This is a genomic window from Tenacibaculum sp. TB-53, assembly GCF_059716285.2.
This window is the reverse complement of the sequence record NZ_CM202790.1, coordinates 2,431,060-2,451,601: the sequence shown is the minus strand read 5'-3', so window position 1 is coordinate 2,451,601 and position 20,542 is coordinate 2,431,060. Positions and strand designations below refer to the sequence as shown.

General features: G+C 32.1%; 16 protein-coding genes. 5 read left to right on the top strand and 11 right to left on the bottom strand.

Annotated elements, in window-relative coordinates:
- Positions 1-21: 21 nt before the first annotated feature.
- Positions 22-894 carry an acyl-CoA thioesterase gene (locus AC3VJB_RS11280; protein ID WP_159610976.1) on the top strand — a complete coding sequence of 291 codons (873 nt, stop codon included), beginning with the start codon at positions 22-24 and terminating at the stop codon, positions 892-894.
- 60 nt (positions 895-954) lie between these two features.
- On the opposite strand, the gene AC3VJB_RS11275 is transcribed toward AC3VJB_RS11280, so the two are convergent.
- The 3 genes from AC3VJB_RS11275 to AC3VJB_RS11265 form a co-directional block, all read right to left on the bottom strand.
- Complete coding sequence (locus tag AC3VJB_RS11275; protein WP_047787860.1) at positions 955-3,216, bottom strand: inorganic phosphate transporter; 2,262 nt, start codon at positions 3,214-3,216, stop codon at positions 955-957.
- Between the two features lie 72 nt (positions 3,217-3,288).
- A complete protein-coding gene (locus AC3VJB_RS11270; protein ID WP_497667154.1) occupies positions 3,289-4,491 on the bottom strand; it encodes a porin in 1,203 nt (400 codons plus the stop codon).
- A 268-nt stretch (positions 4,492-4,759) separates the two neighbouring features.
- The gene (locus tag AC3VJB_RS11265) at positions 4,760-5,644 is read right to left on the bottom strand and encodes a metallophosphoesterase (protein WP_253679421.1); all 885 of its coding nucleotides are present in this window, start codon (positions 5,642-5,644) and stop codon (positions 4,760-4,762) included.
- Between the two features lie 194 nt (positions 5,645-5,838).
- Here AC3VJB_RS11265 and AC3VJB_RS11260 point away from each other — a divergent pair, with 194 nt between their 5' ends.
- Positions 5,839-7,920 carry a M20/M25/M40 family metallo-hydrolase gene (locus AC3VJB_RS11260; protein ID WP_497667153.1) on the top strand — a complete coding sequence of 694 codons (2,082 nt, stop codon included), beginning with the start codon at positions 5,839-5,841 and terminating at the stop codon, positions 7,918-7,920.
- A 62-nt stretch (positions 7,921-7,982) separates the two neighbouring features.
- On the opposite strand, the gene AC3VJB_RS11255 is transcribed toward AC3VJB_RS11260, so the two are convergent.
- Both AC3VJB_RS11255 and AC3VJB_RS11250 read right to left on the bottom strand, forming a co-directional pair.
- Entirely contained in the window at positions 7,983-9,950 is a 1,968-nt protein-coding gene (locus AC3VJB_RS11255; RefSeq protein WP_497667152.1) for a DUF5689 domain-containing protein, read from the bottom strand.
- Positions 9,951-9,962: 12 nt separating this feature from the next.
- Complete coding sequence (locus AC3VJB_RS11250) at positions 9,963-12,722, bottom strand: carboxypeptidase-like regulatory domain-containing protein (RefSeq protein ID WP_253679424.1); 2,760 nt, start codon at positions 12,720-12,722, stop codon at positions 9,963-9,965.
- Between the two features lie 188 nt (positions 12,723-12,910).
- Here AC3VJB_RS11250 and AC3VJB_RS11245 point away from each other — a divergent pair, with 188 nt between their 5' ends.
- Complete coding sequence (locus AC3VJB_RS11245; RefSeq protein WP_437823469.1) at positions 12,911-13,963, top strand: endonuclease/exonuclease/phosphatase family protein; 1,053 nt, start codon at positions 12,911-12,913, stop codon at positions 13,961-13,963.
- Between the two features lie 32 nt (positions 13,964-13,995).
- Here the strand turns inward: AC3VJB_RS11245 and AC3VJB_RS11240 are convergent, their stop codons facing one another.
- The 3 genes from AC3VJB_RS11240 to AC3VJB_RS11230 form a co-directional block, all read right to left on the bottom strand.
- A complete protein-coding gene (locus tag AC3VJB_RS11240; protein WP_047790766.1) occupies positions 13,996-14,340 on the bottom strand; it encodes a hypothetical protein in 345 nt (114 codons plus the stop codon).
- Between the two features lie 66 nt (positions 14,341-14,406).
- Positions 14,407-16,092 (bottom strand): single-stranded-DNA-specific exonuclease RecJ, encoded by a 1,686-nt coding sequence (gene recJ, locus AC3VJB_RS11235; protein WP_437823468.1) that lies wholly within the window; start codon positions 16,090-16,092, stop codon positions 14,407-14,409.
- 21 nt (positions 16,093-16,113) lie between these two features.
- Entirely contained in the window at positions 16,114-16,539 is a 426-nt protein-coding gene (locus AC3VJB_RS11230) for an OsmC family protein (protein ID WP_073182218.1), read from the bottom strand.
- A 118-nt stretch (positions 16,540-16,657) separates the two neighbouring features.
- On the opposite strand from AC3VJB_RS11230, the gene AC3VJB_RS11225 reads away from it, so the two are divergent.
- Entirely contained in the window at positions 16,658-17,248 is a 591-nt protein-coding gene (locus AC3VJB_RS11225) for a carboxymuconolactone decarboxylase family protein (RefSeq protein ID WP_437823467.1), read from the top strand.
- A 69-nt stretch (positions 17,249-17,317) separates the two neighbouring features.
- On the opposite strand, the gene mscL is transcribed toward AC3VJB_RS11225, so the two are convergent.
- Genes mscL through AC3VJB_RS11210 form a run of 3 tightly spaced genes read right to left on the bottom strand, consistent with a single transcriptional unit; the run spans position 17,318 to position 19,481 of the window.
- Positions 17,318-17,719, bottom strand: a complete 402-nt coding sequence (gene mscL / locus AC3VJB_RS11220; protein ID WP_196781614.1) for a large-conductance mechanosensitive channel protein MscL — start codon at positions 17,717-17,719, stop codon at positions 17,318-17,320.
- A 51-nt stretch (positions 17,720-17,770) separates the two neighbouring features.
- Complete coding sequence (gene alr, locus AC3VJB_RS11215; RefSeq protein WP_437823466.1) at positions 17,771-18,874, bottom strand: alanine racemase; 1,104 nt, start codon at positions 18,872-18,874, stop codon at positions 17,771-17,773.
- Positions 18,867-19,481, bottom strand: coding sequence for a thymidine kinase (locus AC3VJB_RS11210; RefSeq protein ID WP_437823465.1), 615 nt, complete (start codon positions 19,479-19,481; stop codon positions 18,867-18,869). Before AC3VJB_RS11210 ends, alr begins: the two co-directional genes overlap by 8 nt.
- A 101-nt stretch (positions 19,482-19,582) precedes the next feature.
- Between AC3VJB_RS11210 and AC3VJB_RS11205 the strand changes: the two genes are divergently transcribed.
- Complete coding sequence (locus tag AC3VJB_RS11205; protein WP_497667151.1) at positions 19,583-20,521, top strand: DUF8457 domain-containing protein; 939 nt, start codon at positions 19,583-19,585, stop codon at positions 20,519-20,521.
- The last annotated feature ends 21 nt before the right edge of the window (positions 20,522-20,542 follow it).

Here is a 20,542-nt window from a genome sequence, read left to right as displayed (position 1 = left end):
ACCCTTTTACTGTATTAACAAATGAAAAACACACAAGAATTATTAAATATACTTACCCTTGACGATTTAGGTGAAGGGAATTTTAATGGAGTAAGTAGAGATATAGGAAGTCCAAATGTTTTTGGAGGCCAAGTATTAGCACAAGCACTAAATGCAGCGTATAGAACGACACCTAAAGAACGTATATTACATTCGCTACACTCGTATTTTTTAGAGGCAGGAAATTTAGAGTTGCCTATAACTTACAACGTGCAAACTATTCGTGATGGAGGTAGTTTCTCTACACGTAGAGTTACAGCACATCAAAAAGATAAAACGATTTTTATACTGTCTTGTTCTTTTCATAAAGAAGAAGAAGGATATGAGCATCAAATGCCTATAAAAAAAGACTTAAAACAACCTGAAGAGTTGTTGAGTTGGACAGATATGTTAGATCAATTTGGAGCTTTTTTACCAAAGAAAATGAAAGATTTTTTAAGTATTGAGCGACCTATTGATTTTAAACCAGTGCAGATCGTAAATCCGTTAGACCGAAAAGATTTACCTCCAGTAGTAGATGTTTGGTTTAAATTAAAAGGAGAAGCTTCTGATTTATCGTTAGGAATTAAACAACAAATATTAACGTATATATCAGACTATAATATTTTAACGGCTTGCTTAAACCCAAATGCAAGTGTAGCTAATTTCGGAAACACACAAATGGCAAGTTTAGATCATTCGATGTGGTTTTACCGCGATTTTGATTTTAACGATTGGATGTTGTTCTCGGTAGAAAGCCCAAACACTAATGGTGCAAGAGGTTTTGCTTGTGGAAATATTTATACAAGGGAAGGTAAACTGATTGCTTCGGTAGCACAAGAAGGTTTAATGCGCCCCATGAAGAAGAAGGAATAATTATAGTTTATAAAAATAGAGAAATAAAAAAGCCGAGGTAATCCCTCGGCTTTTGTTTGATTAAGCTTCTATTTCTGCTGATTTTGTACTAATATGAAACTCTTCGTAGGTTTCTAGTAAACTCATTAATCCAGAAACTAAATCTTGTGTCTCTATTAAAATACTAAAGTATAATGTAGTATTTTTTGGACTTGTTTCGTCTGTTCTAATACGATCTACTTGTTTTTCAATAGATTTAGATACATCCTTTAATAATTCTTTCTTTTCATTAATAATATGCTCTAAATTATCAAAGCTTCTATTTTCAAAAGTATCTCCAATATCAGTTAATAACTTAGAAAGTGTATTATCAATACTCTTAAGATCTTTAATTTGCCCTTTTTTAAGGTGTTTGTGATTGTTGTTAACGTGCTTATAAGTAGCTCTAGATATATAACTAATAGACTGAGCAACGTCTTGCAAATACCCTAAAATTAAAATATAAAACCTACTTGCTTGTACTGAAGTATCGTCTAACGACTTAATAAAATAGAAAACTCCGTCTTTTAAGTTATCGATTTCATCGTTTAACTTAGTAACGTGCTTATCAGTTTTACGTAATTTTATTAAATCGTGAGTAGCAAGATCTTTTACAACGCTTGAGTATAATTTGTTAATACGATGAGCAACACCAGCAATATGATCTGAGCTTTCTTCAATCACTCCGTTAATAGTGATTAATTCTGCTCTTTCCATATGTACTTGTTTCTTTTCTTCTTTAGATTTTTTTCTGTGTTGTAATGTGTTTCTTGCAATTAAAAGAGCAACCACCAATAACAATACAGGAATCATTACCATATCCCAGCTAATTAAATAAGCTACTAAAGCTGCAGTTAAGAAAGCTGTAATGGCTGTTAAGAACCATCCTCCAATAACATTAATTACCCCAGCAACTCTATAAACAGCACTTTCACGCCCCCAAGCTCTATCAGCTAAAGAAGTACCCATTGCTACCATAAACGTAACATAAGTAGTTGATAAAGGTAACTTCATAGAGGTTGCAATAGAAATTAAAATACCAGCAACAATTAAGTTTACAGATGCTCTTACTAAATCGAAAGCAGGCATTTCATAGGTTTTGTCTTTAGGTAATTCAATTACAGGTTTTTGAAATTTTGAGTCTATAAAGTTTAAAGTTTTTTTAGGTACAATAAAACTAACAACTGCATTAATCCCCATAGCACTTCGTACTACAATTCTTGATAATGGATTTGGTTGAAACTTTTCATGCCCATCTCCTTGACGAGATAAATCGATACCAGTTTTAATAACATTTCTCGCTTTACTAGAAGTCCACAAAGTAACCACCATAATAGCTCCAGCTAACAATAATAACCATACGTTAGAAGGTACTTTTTTAGCTAAAATCCCCATAGAAAAAGCATCAGGAGCAACACCAGATACTTCCCAAGCTTGGTATGAGTTCCAAGCAGCAATTGGTACGCCAATAAAGTTTACTAAATCGTTACCAGAGAAAGCCATAGCTAAAGAGAAAGTACCAATACCAATAATTAATTTTAAAATATTAACTTTTAAAAACTGTATTAATATATGAGATACTACACTCCAAAAAATAAAGCTTCCAGTAATAATGAGCAATGTATTTCCTTCAATTAAATGTTTAACATCACTATAAAAAGGTGTTCCTTTCATCCCTTTTATAATTATGAAATAAGTAATTGCAGTAATAGCAAAACCACCAAATAAAGAGTTGATATAGGTAGGTCTTTTCTCAAAGTTAAATGAATAAATTAAACGAGAAAAAAACTGTACTATAGCACCAACAGAAAATGCTACTACAACAGAGAGTAGTATACCATTTATAATTTGAACTGCTTTTTTATGATTTATATAATTCCATATATCAGAAATTGAGTGTGAATCATTAGCAGATATTTTAATTAACGAAATGCAAACTGCGGCTCCTAATAATTCAAATACAATAGAAACAGTAGTTGATGTAGGCATACCTAATGAATTAAAGATATCTAATAGTAAAATATCAGTAATCATAACTGCCATAAAAATAAACATGATGTCTTGAAACATAAACATGTTAGGATTAAATATCCCCTTACGCGCAACTTCCATCATTCCGCTTGAAGTAACTGCTCCAAAAAATACTCCAACACTCGCAATTATCATAATATTTCTTACTTTAATTGCTTTAGAACCGATTGCTGAATTTAAAAAGTTTACAGCATCGTTACTAACTCCAACAACCAAGTCTACAATAGCTAAAACAGCCAAAGCGACTAGCATCAAAATATATGGATCTCCCATTTTTTAGTTTTTAATTAAGTTTTGCAAATTTAGTTACACAAGAATGCTCTCATGTTATGTTTATGTTATCATTTAAAGGTGTATGTCTACCTGTAATCTATACATTAATTGATTAGTAGCTGTCGCTATATCTAAGTAACTAATGTCGGTTTGTACTTTTAATTTATGACCAACAATATACTTTGATAATCCTATTGTATATTGATTTTCAGTTCCTTTTCCTGTGATTTTTTTATCTAAAGAAATATTAGTAAAACGACCAGATATTTCCCAGTTTTTAGAAAACAAATATCCTGATTGAAGGTTTAAACCACTTCCTACTTGTACAATTTCTCCAGTAAGTGTGCCGTCTGAGTTTTTTGCGAAAGGATCTTCGGCGTCTCGGTATGAATATTCTCCCATAAAAGAGAATCCTTTATACTTGAACATAGCATCCATAAAAAAGGTTGATATGTTTGTTTGATAGTATCCTTCATCATTAACCATATAAGTACCTTGGTTACTTCTAGTTTTTACGGCATTGTTATTAAAGTCGTAACTCATACCAATAGCAAGTTTAGGTGTTTGTTCTCTTTTTAAGTCACCACCTACATAATCTCCTTTACCTTCAAACTTTCCAAAAGGTAAAAGTTCTAGATGAGCGGTATATTGATGTCCACCTAAGTTTCCTACAGTAACATTTCTTCCTTCACCTTGAGAAAAGGCTAGTGCTTCTTTTACAATAAACTTGTCAGATAAATTAAAATGGTGTTTTAATTGTACTCCCATATCTCTATCAATATTAAAACGGCTGTTTAATAGAGAGCGATCTACTAATTGCATATCACCTGAAGAAATAATACGCTCGCGGTTGCCAGGTAGTTTGGTTTGCCCAAACCATAATTCAAAATTTTGAAAGAAATTCCACTTTATAACAGCATCTAATATATATCTTGGTGCATTTCCTGTGTGTTTAGAAGCGCCACTAATATCTCTATTAGATAACCCAAGCTCCATTTTATATTTTAATTTAGGGGAAAAAGCAAATCCTTTAAATTTTAAACGAGCTCTTCTTACTAACATTGAAGATGTTGGGTTATATAAACCATCTTTGTTAGAATCCCATTCGGCAGTTGCTAAGAATTGCATTCTGGCACTCATTTTCATAGACCAAGTACTATCTTTCCCTATGATATTAAATAAGCCATTACCAAATTTTGAGTCTTTTCCTTGTTGTGCATATATATGCGTCAACATAAATATACTTACAGCTGTAAGTATTTTTTTGTAATACATTAAGGATAATTTATTAGTTTTTGTCGAGACAAATTACTAACCCTAATGTTAACTTAAGGTTAAGCAAATATTAAAAAACTGCCTTGTTTTCAAGGCAGTATATGGTAAGTCAAATAAATAGTCGACAAAAACTAATAAATTTATATTGACCATACACCTCAAGTTAGAGGTAATTCAAAAGTATTTCTCTTTTTTAATGTAAATATTAAGTGTAATTTAATAAATTGTTATATGATGTAACACCTGAAGTTAAGAAAGAGTTAAGGTTTTAAATGTAGTTAGTTATTTTTTTAGGTCCTTCAAGAACTGTTCTTGTTATCTGCATGGTACCATCTTTATTAGTAATTACATGCCATTTAATAAGAGTTATTTCATTGTTTTCAATTTCTAAACCAGTAATGCATCTTGGGTGTACACAACTACCATCGTTAAAATGTGGAAGCTCGTTTTCTGATGGAAATCGAGGACGGTGTGTGTGTCCTGTAACAATCATTTGGTTATTATTGTTTTTAATCCATTTTTCCAAACGTTTCTCTACCTTTATGAGCTCTTTAAAGTTTTGAGCGGGACTTGTAGGGTCTTTAATTCCATGTATTTGTAGTGGTCGCCATAGTAAACGAACTAAAAACCTACTTAATTTCCAAAAAGTATAGTTAAACCAATCTGCTTGATGACCGTGAAGTAAAAAAATAGATTTCCCATTTTCTTGTATCAATTTAATTGCTTCTGAAAAGGAAGCATTGGGCATTAATTCTTTCTTTTTTCCGTCAATGGTATCGTAATAAGAGTTAAAGTTTTTAGCAACGTTTTTAGGTTTTCTGTAATTCATATCATGATTTCCCCAAATAAAATGTAGCCTGTCTTGTTGATGAAACTTTTGAAGTAATAAGTAGATGTTTTTATTTGCATTGAAAATATTTGCAAATTTATTTTCCCAAAGCTCATCACCATCTCCTAATTCTATATAAGTAAATTCTTTTTGTAAATATTGAGATAATGCATAGTGATATATTTTTCGATTGTGAGCAAAATCATCAGCAAAACTGTTATCACCTCTATGGCAATCAGAAAATAAAATGTATTTAGAATCCTTGTTTAAAGGTAGTTCTTTTGCTTTCTTAAAAGCTTTGGTTATCCTATGTTTTGAAAACATTTGTAGCAAAAATTTGTGTGTATATAAAGATGCAAAAAAAGGAATATACTGCAAAACTGGTTGAGCGATAGAATGAATAAATTTTAGAATTAAGTTTATAACTAAAAGATAATTAAAAAAACAATTATTATTCTATAATGTTAATTTTTAATAACTTACGTAAAATTTTAAATTAATATTAATACCCTTCAAAAATGAAAAAAAAGTATTTTCTACTTTCGCTACTATTGCTGTGCCTTAGTTTTTCTACTATTTACAGCCAAAAAAAGATGTTTTATGGTACCATTGAAACTAAAGACGCCTTAAAACTGCAAGAAGTTGCTCCTTCTGATATTAAAATTATTTCCTCTGCTAATGGCTTCAGTGCTGTTAAGTTAAGTGATTATGCGGCAGAAAAGTTACACCATATGATTTTAACTCATGGTCCTGGGTTTATTTATGAGTCTTCTGAAAAAGATGCTTTACAAACAATTCAGAAGCTACAAAGTAAAAAATCGCATTATAAAAGAGCTTCTTACACTATTAGTGAAGACCAACTTGTAAATCAAAGTTTGGGTTTGGTGAATAATACAAATATTGCGAATCAAATAGTAGAGCTTGAAAACTATGGTACTAGATATCATACTACACAAAAGGCAAAAGATGCTGTTCTGGATTTAAAACAGAAATGGGAAACCATGGCTAGTGGCAGGTCTGATGTTAGTGTGAGAATAGTTAATCACAATAGTACCACAATGCCTTCGGTTGTTATGACTATTCAAGGAGGTGATCTTCCAAATGAATACGTAATAATAGGTGGTCATATTGATTCTGTTAGTCCAGAAAGAGAAACGAATGCTCCTGGTGCTGATGATAATGCTTCTGGTATTGCTACGATTACTGAAATGGCAAGAGTACTTTTTGAAATGAATTTTGAACCAAAAAGAACTATAGAGTTTATGGCATTTGCTGCTGAAGAAGTTGGCTTAAGAGGTTCAAAAGAAATTGCTCAGGATTATAAAAATAGAAATGTTAATGTGTTGTCGTATGTGCAGTTTGATATGACGAATTACAAAGGGTCACCAAAGGATGTTTATATTTCTGATGATAGTTATAATAGCAGTACCCTTAATGCTTTTTTAGCTAGCCTTATGGATCATTACAATGCTTCAGGAAGTCATCAATTTACTTACGATTATACACGATGTAATTATGGTTGTTCAGATCATTATAGTTGGGCACAACAAGGGTATGATGCAGCTTTTCCTTTTGAAGCTTCATTTAATGGTTCGAGTCCATATATTCATACAGTGAACGATACGTCTGACCGATTTCCAACTGCAAATGCTACGCATGCGGCAAAATTTGCGAAACTTGGTTTAGAGTACTTAATTGAAGTAGCTAAAAGTAAAGGAAGCGTTAGTGTACCAACGTATTGTGAATCAAAAGGAAATAATGTAAATGATGAATATATTCAGAATGTAACACTTGGGTCAATTAATAATAATTCAGGAGCTACAAATGGATATCAAGATTTTACTAGTATTTCTACTGATTTAGAACGAGGTAGCTCTAATACAATTACTATTACTCCTAAATGGACAGGTACAGTTTATAAAGAAGGATATACTGTTTGGATTGATTATAATCAGGATTCTGATTTTGAAGATAACGGAGAGCAAGTGTGGGTTAAAAGTGCTTCTACTGATAATTCAGTTAATGGAAGCTTTACTGTACCTACTACTGCAAAATTAGGTGTCACAAGAATGAGAGTGTCAATGCGATACAATAATACTCCTGCTTCTTGTGGTTCATTTGATTATGGTGAGGTTGAAGATTATACTATAAATATTGTAGAAGGAGATGGAGGAACAAGTACAAATATTTGTGATGGTGTGCCTCAATATGATTCTTCCCAAAACTATCAGGTTGGTGATAAGGTTGTTTATTTTAATGTTTTGTATGAGAGAACTTCAAATGGATGGAATAATATAGGAAATTGTGGTAGTGCTAAAACCGATAATTTAAATGTAAGGCAAGTTTTAGTAAATGATAAAGATGTAATTGTCTTTTCACCTAACCCTATCGAAGGAAATTCTATAGTTTTACAAGTAAATAATGAGTTGTGGAAAAATAGAGAAGTTGCTATTTATAATGCTAACGGAAGGTTGCTTACAAAAGTAAAAATGAGTTCTAGAAATAGTAATATAGATGTTTCAAAACTATCAGCAGGAATTTATTTTGTGTCTTTAAATGATACAGGGAAAAGGTATACTAGACAATTGGTTAAAAAGTAGGTGTTATAAGGAATGAAAAAACCCAAGGCTTAAACCTTGGGTTTTTTATATCAAAAAAGAGATTATCTCACTCCAGGTGTAAAAGCACCAGGGGCATCTTGAGGTGCATTTGTAGTACCTGCATCTCCTGTGTCATTCCAAATATCCCATTCTGCAAATGTATATGTTGGGTTTCCTTGTGTTACTGAAGCTTTGCGGTAAGCTCTACCATCTTCAAATTCGTGATTTGTACCAGATCCATCTTCCCCAATAACTCCAAAGATATCGATTACAGTTCCGCTTGGATCTACTAGCTCTAATTGGTCGTCTCCGTTAGAATCTGCTGCTGCAGAAGTTGACTCCATATCAGCAGTAACACCATATATACTTGAGAGTTCTGCAGCATTTTTGGCAATTACAAAAGTACTAGTTCCAGCTATGGTTTTACCAGATAAGTCAATTGAAGATGTTGATGAAGTAGCATCATTTGTATATCTTCTAATTGTCCAACCTGTTAAGTCTATTGGATCTGTTCCAGAATTATATAACTCTATAAATCTAGCATTAGCATTATTGTTAGGGTCTGCTAATTCTGAAAAGAAAATAGCATTAGTAGTAGTACCTCCACATGTAACATAGTCTTCTGTAAAATTAAGATCAGTTTCGTTTCTTAAATAGATTTGAGGAGTACCTTCAAAAACAGTCATAATACCTGTTATAGCCCCTTTTTTATCATTTACATTATTGTTAGCAAAAGTTGCCTCTTTTCTAACATAAGTGGTTAAAGGAGTACCATCACATTCAGTGATTAACTCGTTATTTCCATTATAAATTTTGGTATTGTCTTTAAACTGTACTCCATTAATTTGTACTAATTTACTTTCGTAATCACCAGTTAAAGCCTGAGCGAAAGTGATAGTTTCAGGGGTTGGTAAAGTGCCTGCTGTAGATTTAATAATACTAGAAGGAGTAATGTTTAATTGTAATAAATCGTTATATTCACTTAGTTTAGTTCCTCCAACAGCGATTTCTACTTCGTCTCCTAAGTTTAAGTTATGATCTCCACTAAAACGTAAAGCAATACCAGCAGTAGCATCTTGAGCAAATGCACTTAAGGGGTGTAAGTTACCAGCAGCTAAATCAGAAGTAATAACTACTTTTATTTTTAAGTTTTTTGTAATTGTTGCTTCTCCACTACCTTTATAAAAGGCTTTAACTTCATTTAAAGTAGCGTCAATAGGAGGTGCGTTACAACCATATTCATCAGTAAAGTTAATATCATTAGTGTTTCTAAGAATTAATTGATAGTTACCAGCAAATTCATCTAAAATAGCAGTAATGCTACCTTTGTTATCAGGGATATAGTATTCTTTGAAGCTAACAAATTTACTTGTTGAAATATCAATTTTTTCAAAAGTTTCACAAGAAGTCATGGTTCTTGTAATATAACTATTGTCTTCAGGGTAAGCATATTGTAATCCTTTTGTTTCAGATTGAAGGTTTTCAATTTTAACTAAGGTATTGATTTGATTTTCAGTTAACTCACCAATTGTTAAAGTAGTTGGTATAATATCAACGATTTCAGAAGATCTATCTATTTTACTTATATAATCGTTAGCACTTATTCTATCAGTACGATTACCAGTACCTTTGATACCTATTTCAAAAGCTGAATATGGTTTGCTTAAGGCTAAACCTTTTAGTTTTACATATATTTTTCTTCCTATATTATATCTAGCACCTAAGTTAGCATCATCAATTTTAATTACAACTCCTACTGTGGGATTTTCAGGCTTGTCTTGAATAACTAATTCTTTATAGAAATTTCCTTCTCTGTCGTCAGAAACAACATAACCAAAGATAGTGGTGTCGTCATTAAATTCAACTATATTACCGTTATATTGTGCTATGACTTCGTCTAAAGACTTTAAGTTCTCGTATTGTTTATCTGGTCCAATAGTTGGTAATTCAAAATCATTATTGTCAACACATGAAGCAGAAATTGCAATAAAAAGTATTGCAAAAATCTTGTATAAATTTATTTTTTTCATTTTGAGTGTTTTTTAGAATCTATAATTTAAGTTTAAGAAATAAGTAGTACCCCTACCGTACCAGTATTTATTTCCAAAGGTTGGTGTCCCGTTAGCGTTATCGTCGCGTAATTGGTGATAATTTGCATTTCTTCCTTGCTCGAAACCACCTGTTTTATATTCTTCGTTGAATAAGTTACTAACACTAGCAAATAAACCAATGTATTTACCATCGCCTACTTTCCATGATTTTCCCCCGATGGCATTTACAACTATATAATCATCAAATTGCTCTTGAGTTAATAATTGTCTAGCTAACACTGGGTCGTAATCTGCAAAAGCAGCTCCGTCTGCATCACTTATAAAATTAGCAGTTCTTCTAATAGGAGAAACATCTACATAAGCTTCATCCATATAGTTTGCTGTAACACTAACAAACCAATAATCTGGGTCTCTATATTCAAAACCAAAAGAGTAAGCCTTATGAGGTCCAGCAGCAAGTTTATAATCTTTAAGAGAAGCAAGCCCCATATCTCTTTTACCATCAATGAAACCTTCTGTATTAGCGTTTTCGGTAGTAATTACAAGATTTGGGTTATTATTATAGGTGTACTGACCAATGTTTGCAGCCCCTTTTAATTTAATTGTAGGAGTAACTTGCGCTTCAATCCCAAACTCAACACCAAAATGTCTTTTATCTATACCAGTTAAGATTTCTTGAATAAATGCCGAAGTATCTCCTCCAATACCATCAGCAAAGAAGAATGAAATTTCAGTAGCATCTTTAATATCTGTATAGTAACCTGTAACTCTTGAAGTAATTAAAGGGCTTCTAAAAACATAGCTAACATCTCCAGATAATATTTTTTCACTATTTAATTCAGCAACATCAGCAACTGTAACATTGTTAGCTCTTGAGTTGGCAAAAGAGTTACGCAGAGAAGGTGCTTTTGTAATATAACCTCCGTTTACATCAATTAAGTGACGACCAGAAATTTTATAGGTTAATCCTCCTTTAGCACCGTAGTTAAAGAAATCTAACTTATCTGATTTTCCGTAAGAGTTAGTTGGAAAGTATCCGTTTTGGAATAAACCTTCTCTTTGATGTGTAGTATTGTTCGCTTGTCCTGCTACATAAAAATCAACTTTGTTGTATTTGAATTGTAATTGAGCAAAACCACCATATACTTCAGAATTGAAGATATAGTTGTATTTAAAGCGGTCTCCTAATCTAATTGTTCTATTAGGAGTTAAAAGGTTACTTTGTTGTTGGTCAAAATTATCACCAAAAGTATTCACATCCAAATAACCTGTAGCTCCAAGCATATCTATTGGAGAAGCAAAGTTTTCAGACTTTAACTTTCTATACTCGCCACTTGCTGTTAGTGTAATATTTTCATTTAACTCTGAAGATAAAATCATATTAGCTGTTAATTGCTGATCATCATTTCTATCTTCATATAAAATTACACGAGCATTTTCTGGGCTTCCTTCGTTTCCAATATATAAGTCATCCCAATCAATTTGTCCATCATTTTGGAAACCAGTTAATGATTTGTATGCGTTTTCATAATCTGGTCCATTAGGATCTGATAAATACCAGCTTGGTAACTTTCTGTAATACGTAGGGTCAGGATTGTTAGCACCGTTATAATCTAAACGACTGTTACCTATTTCTCCAAACTGAAAACCAATATTAGTGTTTAATGTAGTGTTTTCAGAAAGGTTCCAATAGTGGTTCAACATAACAATTGGTTCGTATAATCTCTTAACTCTTGAGTTTCTGTTTTTGTCTCCTTGTTTTCCCCAATATGAGTTATAACGAATTCCTTTAATATCAAAAACCTCTTGAGTATTTGGTGAAGATTTTCCTCTTTCGTTCTCTGCAGCAATCACAGTTAAGTTTAAGCTATGAGCATCGTTAATTTGCTTTTCAAGTGACAAAAAGATGGAGTTGGCATCGTAAAAAGTACCATCAACATACCCTTCGTTACCAGCTCTTCTACTACCAGAAACAGTTATTGCCCATCCATTAGCTAATAAACCTGAAGAATATGTTGCCATTAGACGGTGGTTGTAACTTCTATTAGAAGAAGCATAAGAAATACGTCCACCTTCACTATATTCAGAAGCTCTTGTGTTAATATTTGTAGAACCTAAAACACCACCAAAAGCATAGTTTGAAGGAGTTAGTCCATTACTAAACTCTTGGTTACGCAATACATCGTTTAAACCTCCCCAGTTACTCCATTGAGGTCTTCCGTTGTATAGTTTGTTCATTTCAATTCCATTAATCAAAACTTTACCATTTTCAGAATCTAAACCACGTACTCTGTAAAAAGAGCCACTCCATTCAAAAGCGGCAGTACGTAAATATACATCTCTAGAGGCTTGTAGTAAACCAGAAATGTTATCAGCAGCACTAGTATCATCATTTAACTCATCATCTGTAATAGTGATGGTGCTTAAATCTTGATCTTCAGATAAATCTTCATACATAAAGATTGTGCCTAAATCTACTGTTTTTCCAGATAGTTCAACTGGAAAGTTTTGGGTTTCATACCCATTTACTGATACCGTTACAATTTGTCTTCCGTTTGGTAACCCATTTAGTGTAAAAGCCCCGCTGGCGTCTGTAGTACTTGAGACGCTTACTTCTTTTATACTTACAGAAACACCTTGCATAGGATTTTCAGAATCGCCGTTTATTACAATTCCCTTTACAATGTTCTGTGCATTCAAGCCAAATAAACCTGAGAAAAGCAATAACATTGTTATCGTAAAATTTTTCATAAATGATTGTTTGTAAAATATTTAAATACATTTGTTTCCCATAGCTAAAAAATAAAGCGAAAGGGAGGCAAAACTACGAAAATTCTAATTGTGTTAATATTAAGTTAAAGTTACTAAAAATGGTTTTATGTAAATTATAGATTTTGGCTTGAAAATTGTTTTTACTTTTGTTGCGTAAAATTTATTAAATGAGAAATATAGCTTTATTTTTAGTCTTAACTCTTGTTGTTTTTTCTTCATATGCGCAACAAGGAGCAAAAAAATATAAAATAAGAACTGTTGGTTTTTATAATTTAGAAAACCTTTTTGATACCGAAAATGATCCTGAAAAGAATGATGAAGCAAGTCCCATCATGGAAATAAAAGGAGATAAAGAAGAGGTATATATAGATAAAATAGATAAACTTGGAGAAGTTATCTCACAGTTAGGAGCTGAAAAGACAAAAACGAGTCCAGTAATTTTAGGCGTTGCTGAGGTTGAAAACAAGAAAGTTTTAGAAGATTTAGTAGCATCGGAAAGGTTAAAAAAGAAGCGTTATAGTATTATTCATTTTGACTCTCCTGATAAAAGAGGGATTGATGTTGGGTTGTTGTATCAACCACGTTATTTTAAGCCAATTCATTTTGAGGTTTTTAATCCTAATATTTACAGTCAAAACAGAAAGGTATATACACGCGATATTTTATTAGTATCGGGTTATTTAGATGACGAGTTAATACATGTTATTGTAAATCACTGGCCATCTCGAAGAGGAGGGGAAGCGAAGAGTAGACCATTGCGTGAAAAAGCCGCTTATAAAGTGAAGCAAATTATAGAAAAAATTAAGCTGAACGACCCAAATCCAAAAGTGTTAATTATGGGTGATTTTAACGATGATCCTATTAACTCTAGCTTTAAATCTGTTTTGCAAACTAAAAGTAAGAAGAAAAACGTTAAAGAGGGAGATATTTATAATCCTTATGAAGATATGTTCCGTCGTGGATTTAATACATTAGGGTATAGAGATAATATTAATTTATTTGATCAAATTATGTTTACTTCTCCACTATTAGATAAGGGAGAAAAAGATTTTTTAACCTATAAAATGTTTAAATCAGGAATCTTTAATAAACGTTTTTTAACACAAAAAAGTGGTCGTTATAAAGGGTATCCTTTCAGAAGTTTCTCTTATGGAAAGTATACAGGAGGATATAGTGATCACTATCCGGTATATATGTACTTAATTAAAGAAGATAAATAATTATAGAAGGCTTGCTAATTTTGCAAGCCTTCTTAATTTCTACATAGCTCATTTAGATAATTATTCATTCTTAGTTGAAATAGTGTGCCTTTTAAAAGGTCGTCTATCTGCCACAGTTCGACTGAAGAAACTGCCATGCTAACTTTATTAGAAGGTGTTTGTAGTAGAATGGATCTACAGTCTTTACCTTTACTACAAGTAGCGCAGTTTTTTTGAAGTTTTGAATCAGTAACTTTTTCTAAAAATAATTCAATTTCTTCTTCAGTTAAATGAAACCCTGTATCTCTAAATATTAATTGAACTAGCTTAGAGTTGTTATCTTTCCAGTGAAATGAAATACCTATGTTGTTGTCGTATATTTTAGTAATTCCGTCCATAACTATATTTTATTACCGTAACAAATATATAAGATTATTTGGAATTATTCTAAATAAAAGTAATAGCTATTTTAAGTCTTTTAAAATCAATTGTATAGTTGTGTGTCCGTTCCATGTGTTTTCATCTAAAGTATATACAATGTCAAAATCGTTTTGAGCGATGGCTATTTTATTTCCTAGACCAAAACCTATGGCATTATATGTTTTTTGGTCTGAACCATAAATAAGGTTTAGTTTTAAATGACTTTTGTCTGCGCCAACTTGTTTACCATACCCATTATCTCTTACTGCTGAAGTAGTAAAAATTGGTTTCATGTTTAGCGGACCAAAAGGTGCCATTTGTTGGACTATACGGAAAAACTTAGGTGTGATTTCTGATAGGTCAAGCTCAGCATCAATAGTGATTTCTGGAGTTAACAAGTCTTTATCAATAGTGGCTTTCACTACTTCTTCAAACTTATTTTTAAAATTTTGATATTGCTCGGGTAATAAAGTTAAACCCGCTGCATATTTATGTCCACCAAACTGTTCAATAAATTCTGAGCATTCTTCTAAAGCATTATATACATCAAATCCTTTTACTGAACGAGCTGAGGCAGCCAATTTTTCACCACTTTTAGTAAAAACCAAGGTAGGTCTGTAGTAAGTTTCTGTTAAACGAGAAGCTACAATACCAATGACTCCTTTGTGCCAATTTTCATCAAAAACAACTGTGGTGTAATTTTCTTGTTCGTTGTTATTTTTAATTTGAAGTAAGGCTTCTTGTGTAATTGCTTTGTCCAGCTCCTTTCTATCAGAATTGAACTTTTCAATTGCAGCAGCAAACTCAACTGCTGAATCAAAATCCATTTCGGTTAACAGTTCAACAGCATAGTTTCCGTGTTTCATTCTCCCAGCAGCATTTATTCGAGGAGCAATGATAAAAACTACGTCTGTAATGGTAAGTTCTTTTTTTTGCAACTGATGAATGATAGCTTTAATACCATTTCTAGGTTGTGAATTAATGACTTTTAATCCATGATAAGCTAGAACTCTATTTTCCCCAGTCATCGGAACAATATCAGCTGCAATTGCAGTAGCTACTAAATCTAAATATGGAATTAAATCGTCAATTGTTTGATTTCTTTTTGAAGCTAATGCTTGAATTAATTTAAAACCAACACCACAGCCACACAGTTCATCATATGGATAGTTACAATCTATTTGCTTAGGATTTAAAACAGCAACTGCTTTAGGAATTTCATTTCCAGGTTTGTGGTGGTCACAAATAATAAAATCAATATTTTTTTCAGTAGCATAGGCAACTTTATCAATAGCTTTAATTCCGCAGTCTAAAGCTACGATAAGTGAAAAACCATTATCTTCAGCGAAATCAATTCCTTGAAAAGAAATACCATATCCTTCTTCATATCGATCAGGAATATAGGTTGCAATATTAGGATGAATTGTTTTTAGGTAAGAAGATAGTAAAGAAACAGCGGTAGTTCCGTCAACATCGTAATCGCCAAAAACTAAAATATTTTCGTTATTAGTAATAGCAGTTTCTATGCGTTGTACTGCAAGCTCCATATCCTTCATTAAAAAAGGATCATGTAAATCACTCAACGAAGGGCGAAAGAAATGTTTAGCTTCATCAAAGGTTTCTATTCCACGTTGTACTAAGATTTTAGCCAAGGTTGTATCGATAGATAATTCTTTGGCTAACTGTTTTACTTTAAAGGTGTCTGGTTGCGGTTTTAATGTCCAGCGCATAGCAATTTTATCGAAAATAGATTAGTTATTATGTAAGTGAATAGCAGTAGTTACATCAGCAAATTTTCTAAACATTTCCATAACACCACAGTATTTTTCTATCGATAAATCTACTGCTTTGTTAATTTTTTTTTCGTCTAAATCACTACCGTAAAAATGATAATCCACTAAAACTTTATGGTAATATTTTGGGTGCTCTTCAGTTAATTCACCAGTAACAACAATTTTAAAATCATCAATTTTTACACGCATTTTTTCTAGCATAGGTACGATATCTAAACCAGAACAGCCTGCTAACGATGAAAGCATCATAGCTTTAGGTCGTAATCCAGAATTATTGCCACCATGCTCTTCAGAAGTATCAATAACTATTGAGTGTCCACTAGGGTTGTCACTTTCAAATTGCATGTTTTCTTTCCAAACGGTTGTAACTGTGTTTGTTGCCATATCTTGATAATTTTTTGTTTATTGCGTAAGTAAGTCAATTTGTGTTTCGACTTAAGCGTTTAAATAGTAACACAAACTTACAGCAAAAAGTTAGTATTAAAAACTTAAAAATAAAACTATGCCTTTAGTAACTCCTTTAGATCCGAATCATGATGCGGAAACGAAACAATTATCTGATTTTTATAATGAAACCTTAGGTTTTTGTCCGAATTCAGTGTTAACCATGCAACGACGACCAGAAATTTCCAAAGCATTTATCAATTTAAACAAAGCAGTAATGGCTAATCACGGTCGTGTAACTTCTGCTTTAAAACGGATGATTGCTTGGGTAAGTAGCAATGCTACAGGTTGTCGTTATTGTCAAGCACATGCAATTCGTGCTGCTGAGCGTTATGGTGCAGAACAAGAACAATTAGATAATATATGGGAATATAAAACACACTCTGCCTTTTCTGATGCTGAACGTGCTGCGTTAGATTTTTCATTGGCAGCTTCAATGATTCCAAATATGGTGGATGAAAAGATAAAAGAAGAATTGTATAAATATTGGGATGAAGGTGAAATAGTTGAAATGTTAGGTGTGATTTCTCTTTTCGGGTATTTAAATCGTTGGAATGATTCTATGGGAACAAGTATTGAAGATGGTGCGGTTGAAAGTGGTGAACAGTATTTAGGAAAACATGGTTGGGAGAAAGGAAAGCATGTGTAAATTAGATAGAACTATTAGAAAATAGAAAAGCTCGCAATTGCGAGCTTTTCTATTTAATATTTAATCGGATTACTTTTTTAGTAAATCTCTAATTTCTGCTAATAGTTCTTCTTGACTAGGTCCCTTTGGAGCTTCTGGAGCAGGTTCTTCTTTTTTCTTCATAGCATTTACTGCTTTTACCACCATAAACATAACAAAAGCTACAATAATAAAATCAATAACATTTGTTAAAAACTCACCATACATTATAGCAACTTCGCCTGTTACTTTACCAGCTTCATCAGTTACTCCTTCTTTAATTACATACTTTATGTCCTTAAAATCAGCTTTAAAAATAAGTCCAATTAAAGGAGAAACAATTCCTCCAGTGAAAGAAGTTACCACTTGCTTGAAAGCAGCACCCATTACAAAACCTACTGCAATGTCCACTAAATTTCCTTTCATTGCAAAGTCTTTAAACTCTTTGAGCATTCCCATATTTTTGATTTTTAATAGTTAATTGAACTGAAAAATATAAAAAAATTAGCTTTTAACCAATCTTTTTATACGTTGAGATAAGGCAGTAAGTATTTCATACGAAATAGTTTCACACTTATGAGCCATATATTCTACGTGTTGTTGATGGTTGAAAATAATGACCTCGTCACCTTCATTACAATCAATTTTAGTAACATCAACCATTATCATATCCATACAAACATTTCCAATGATAGGAGCTGGTTGATTATTAATGAACACAAATCCATTTTTATTTCCTAGTTTTCTTGATATACCATCTGCATGTCCTATAGGAATGGTAGCGCTTCTTGTAGGTTGACTAGCAACAAAAGCTCTATTGTATCCAACAGTTTCACCTGGTTGAACTATATTAATTTGAGAAATTATAGATTTAAGCGTATGTGTGTTTTTAAGTTGAGCTGTTTCTTGTTCATCATTTCCGAAACCATATAAGCCTATGCCTAGGCGAACCATGTCAAATTGAGCTTGTGGATAATTGATAATACCAGATGTATTTAAGATATGTATCATAGGTTGGTATCCTAAGTGCTCATAAACTTGTTTTACTATGTAAGCAAAGTTATTTATTTGACCTATGGTGAATTCTTGTTCGTTTAAATCTTCACTAGCTGCTAAATGAGAAAATATAGATTCAACTTTTACATTGTTTGATTTTTTTAGCTCTGCTACAATAGTTGGAACGTCAGTATGCCAAAAGCCTACTCTATTTAATCCTGTGTTAAATTTTAAATGAATAGGGTAATTCATTAAAGGCTCTTCATCCGCAAGTTTTAAAAAAGCATCGAAGATTTTAAAATTATATAGATTAGGCTCTAAGCGATATTTAACAATATCTTTTAAGTTTTGAATTTGAGGGTTTAAAACCAAGATAGGCTTTGTAATTCCAGCCTCACGTAATGCCATTCCCTCATTAGAATAAGCAACAGCAAAATAATCAACATGGTCTTGTACAATTTTAGCAATTTCAGTAGACTCACTTCCGTAACCAAAAGCCTTGACAACAACTAAAATTTTTGTAGTAGGTTGTAGCTTCTGTTTAAAATAAGCTAAATTGTGTAGTACAGCTTTAGTATTAATTTCTAATACGGTAACATGATTGTTATTCATTAGTGCTTTCTTTTTTATTTTGTGTTTCGTGTTCCTTCATGGCTTTGTAATAAGCAGCTCTGCTTAGTGGTTCATACTCTTGAGTTTCGCCCAAAAAAACTAGATCTTCACTTTGTGCTTTTCTATAACTATAATGGGCTAAGTTTCCTGTACGAGTGCATACGGCATGTACTTTAGTAACATATTCTGCAGTAGCCATTAACGCAGGCATTGGTCCAAAAGGTTTACCCTTAAAATCCATGTCCAAACCTGCAACGATAACACGAACTCCTCTATTTGCTAAGTCGTTACAAACAGCTACAATTTCATCGTCAAAAAACTGTGCTTCATCTATTCCAATAACATCAACATCATTAGCTAATAATCTAATATTAGAAGATGCAGGAACAGGTGTAGAACGAATTCTATTTTCATTGTGTGATACAACTTCCTCGTCATCGTATCTTGTATCAACTGCAGGTTTGAAAATTTCAACACGTTGTTTGGCAAATTGTGCGCGTTTAAGTCTACGAATTAATTCTTCGGTTTTTCCCGAAAACATTGAGCCACAAATTACCTCAATCCAACCAAATTGTTCTGTATGATTTACTGTATTTTCAAGAAACATTTTGTAATTTTAAGCTCTAATTATTGATTTTTGTATTACTTTCGAATGAGGAACAAATTTATTAAAATTTAACAGCAAAAATTAATATCAAACAACAACTTATGCACAAAAAACTAGCATCAGATTTAACCAGTTTAGCACACAGTATTTTACAGATAAAAAATAGAGAAGATGTGTTTGAGTTAAAGCAAAAGGCATATGAGGTTTACGAAAAACTTTCGGTTTTAGCGTATGTAGAAGAATACATAAATAATACTCCTAATCCTACAAAAACTAAAGAGAAACTGTTAAAAGATGTTTTACTTGCCGAAGAAAAAAAGCAAGCTGAAGCTGTTGAAGAAATTTTACCTAAGATAGAAGAGGTAAGTGTAGAGACAAAGAAAGAAGTTGTAGATGATTTGGATGCTAAGGTTGAAAAAAAGAAAGAACCAATTCAAGAAGAGGTAAAAGTAGAGAAGTCTACAGAAGAAAAGATACAAAAGGAGGAACAAGAGTCTATAGAAAGTAGGGAAGTACATCACTTAGAAGAAGACTTAAAAGAAGGTTTTGAGCAAGAAGCAGATGAAATAGCTGAAAAAGTAATAGAAGGAATTAATGAAGAAATAATTACTAATGAAATTATTGAACAACCTTTTGATGAATTAGAAGAACTGCTACATGGTGATGGAGAAGATTTGAAAAATGATGTGAAAGATGTTGGAGATAGGAAAACTCCTACTTTAGAAGATGAGTTGCAAGATACTATATCAGTTGATGTAATTACAGATTTATTTACTAAGGCAGCACCTAAGAAAACAATTAATGATCACTTTCTAAATACAATTCAAATTGATTTAAATGATAGAATTGCTTTTGTAAAACACCTTTTTGAAGGAAATCAAAATGATTTTAATAGGGTTATTTCTCAATTAAATACTTTTAAAACAGAAAAAGAAGCAAAAAAATTTATTAATAAAATGATTAAACCAGATTATGATTGGTCTGATAAAGAAGAATATGAAAATAGATTATTTCAAATCATAGAAAGAAGATTTGCTTAAAACATAATTAAGATTAATAAC

Coding starts and splice junctions, on each gene's coding strand:
- AC3VJB_RS11280 (WP_159610976.1), top strand. CDS start 22: ATGAAAAACACACAAGAATTATTAAATATACTTACCCTTGACGATTTA.
- AC3VJB_RS11275 (WP_047787860.1), bottom strand. CDS start 3,216: ATGGGAGATCCATATATTTTGATGCTAGTCGCTTTGGCTGTTTTAGCT.
- AC3VJB_RS11270 (WP_497667154.1), bottom strand. CDS start 4,491: ATGTATTACAAAAAAATACTTACAGCTGTAAGTATATTTATGTTGACG.
- AC3VJB_RS11265 (WP_253679421.1), bottom strand. CDS start 5,644: ATGTTTTCAAAACATAGGATAACCAAAGCTTTTAAGAAAGCAAAAGAA.
- AC3VJB_RS11260 (WP_497667153.1), top strand. CDS start 5,839: ATGAAAAAAAAGTATTTTCTACTTTCGCTACTATTGCTGTGCCTTAGT.
- AC3VJB_RS11255 (WP_497667152.1), bottom strand. CDS start 9,950: ATGAAAAAAATAAATTTATACAAGATTTTTGCAATACTTTTTATTGCA.
- AC3VJB_RS11250 (WP_253679424.1), bottom strand. CDS start 12,722: ATGAAAAATTTTACGATAACAATGTTATTGCTTTTCTCAGGTTTATTT.
- AC3VJB_RS11245 (WP_437823469.1), top strand. CDS start 12,911: ATGAGAAATATAGCTTTATTTTTAGTCTTAACTCTTGTTGTTTTTTCT.
- AC3VJB_RS11240 (WP_047790766.1), bottom strand. CDS start 14,340: ATGGACGGAATTACTAAAATATACGACAACAACATAGGTATTTCATTT.
- recJ (WP_437823468.1), bottom strand. CDS start 16,092: ATGCGCTGGACATTAAAACCGCAACCAGACACCTTTAAAGTAAAACAG.
- AC3VJB_RS11230 (WP_073182218.1), bottom strand. CDS start 16,539: ATGGCAACAAACACAGTTACAACCGTTTGGAAAGAAAACATGCAATTT.
- AC3VJB_RS11225 (WP_437823467.1), top strand. CDS start 16,658: ATGCCTTTAGTAACTCCTTTAGATCCGAATCATGATGCGGAAACGAAA.
- mscL (WP_196781614.1), bottom strand. CDS start 17,719: ATGCTCAAAGAGTTTAAAGACTTTGCAATGAAAGGAAATTTAGTGGAC.
- alr (WP_437823466.1), bottom strand. CDS start 18,874: ATGAATAACAATCATGTTACCGTATTAGAAATTAATACTAAAGCTGTA.
- AC3VJB_RS11210 (WP_437823465.1), bottom strand. CDS start 19,481: ATGTTTCTTGAAAATACAGTAAATCATACAGAACAATTTGGTTGGATT.
- AC3VJB_RS11205 (WP_497667151.1), top strand. CDS start 19,583: ATGCACAAAAAACTAGCATCAGATTTAACCAGTTTAGCACACAGTATT.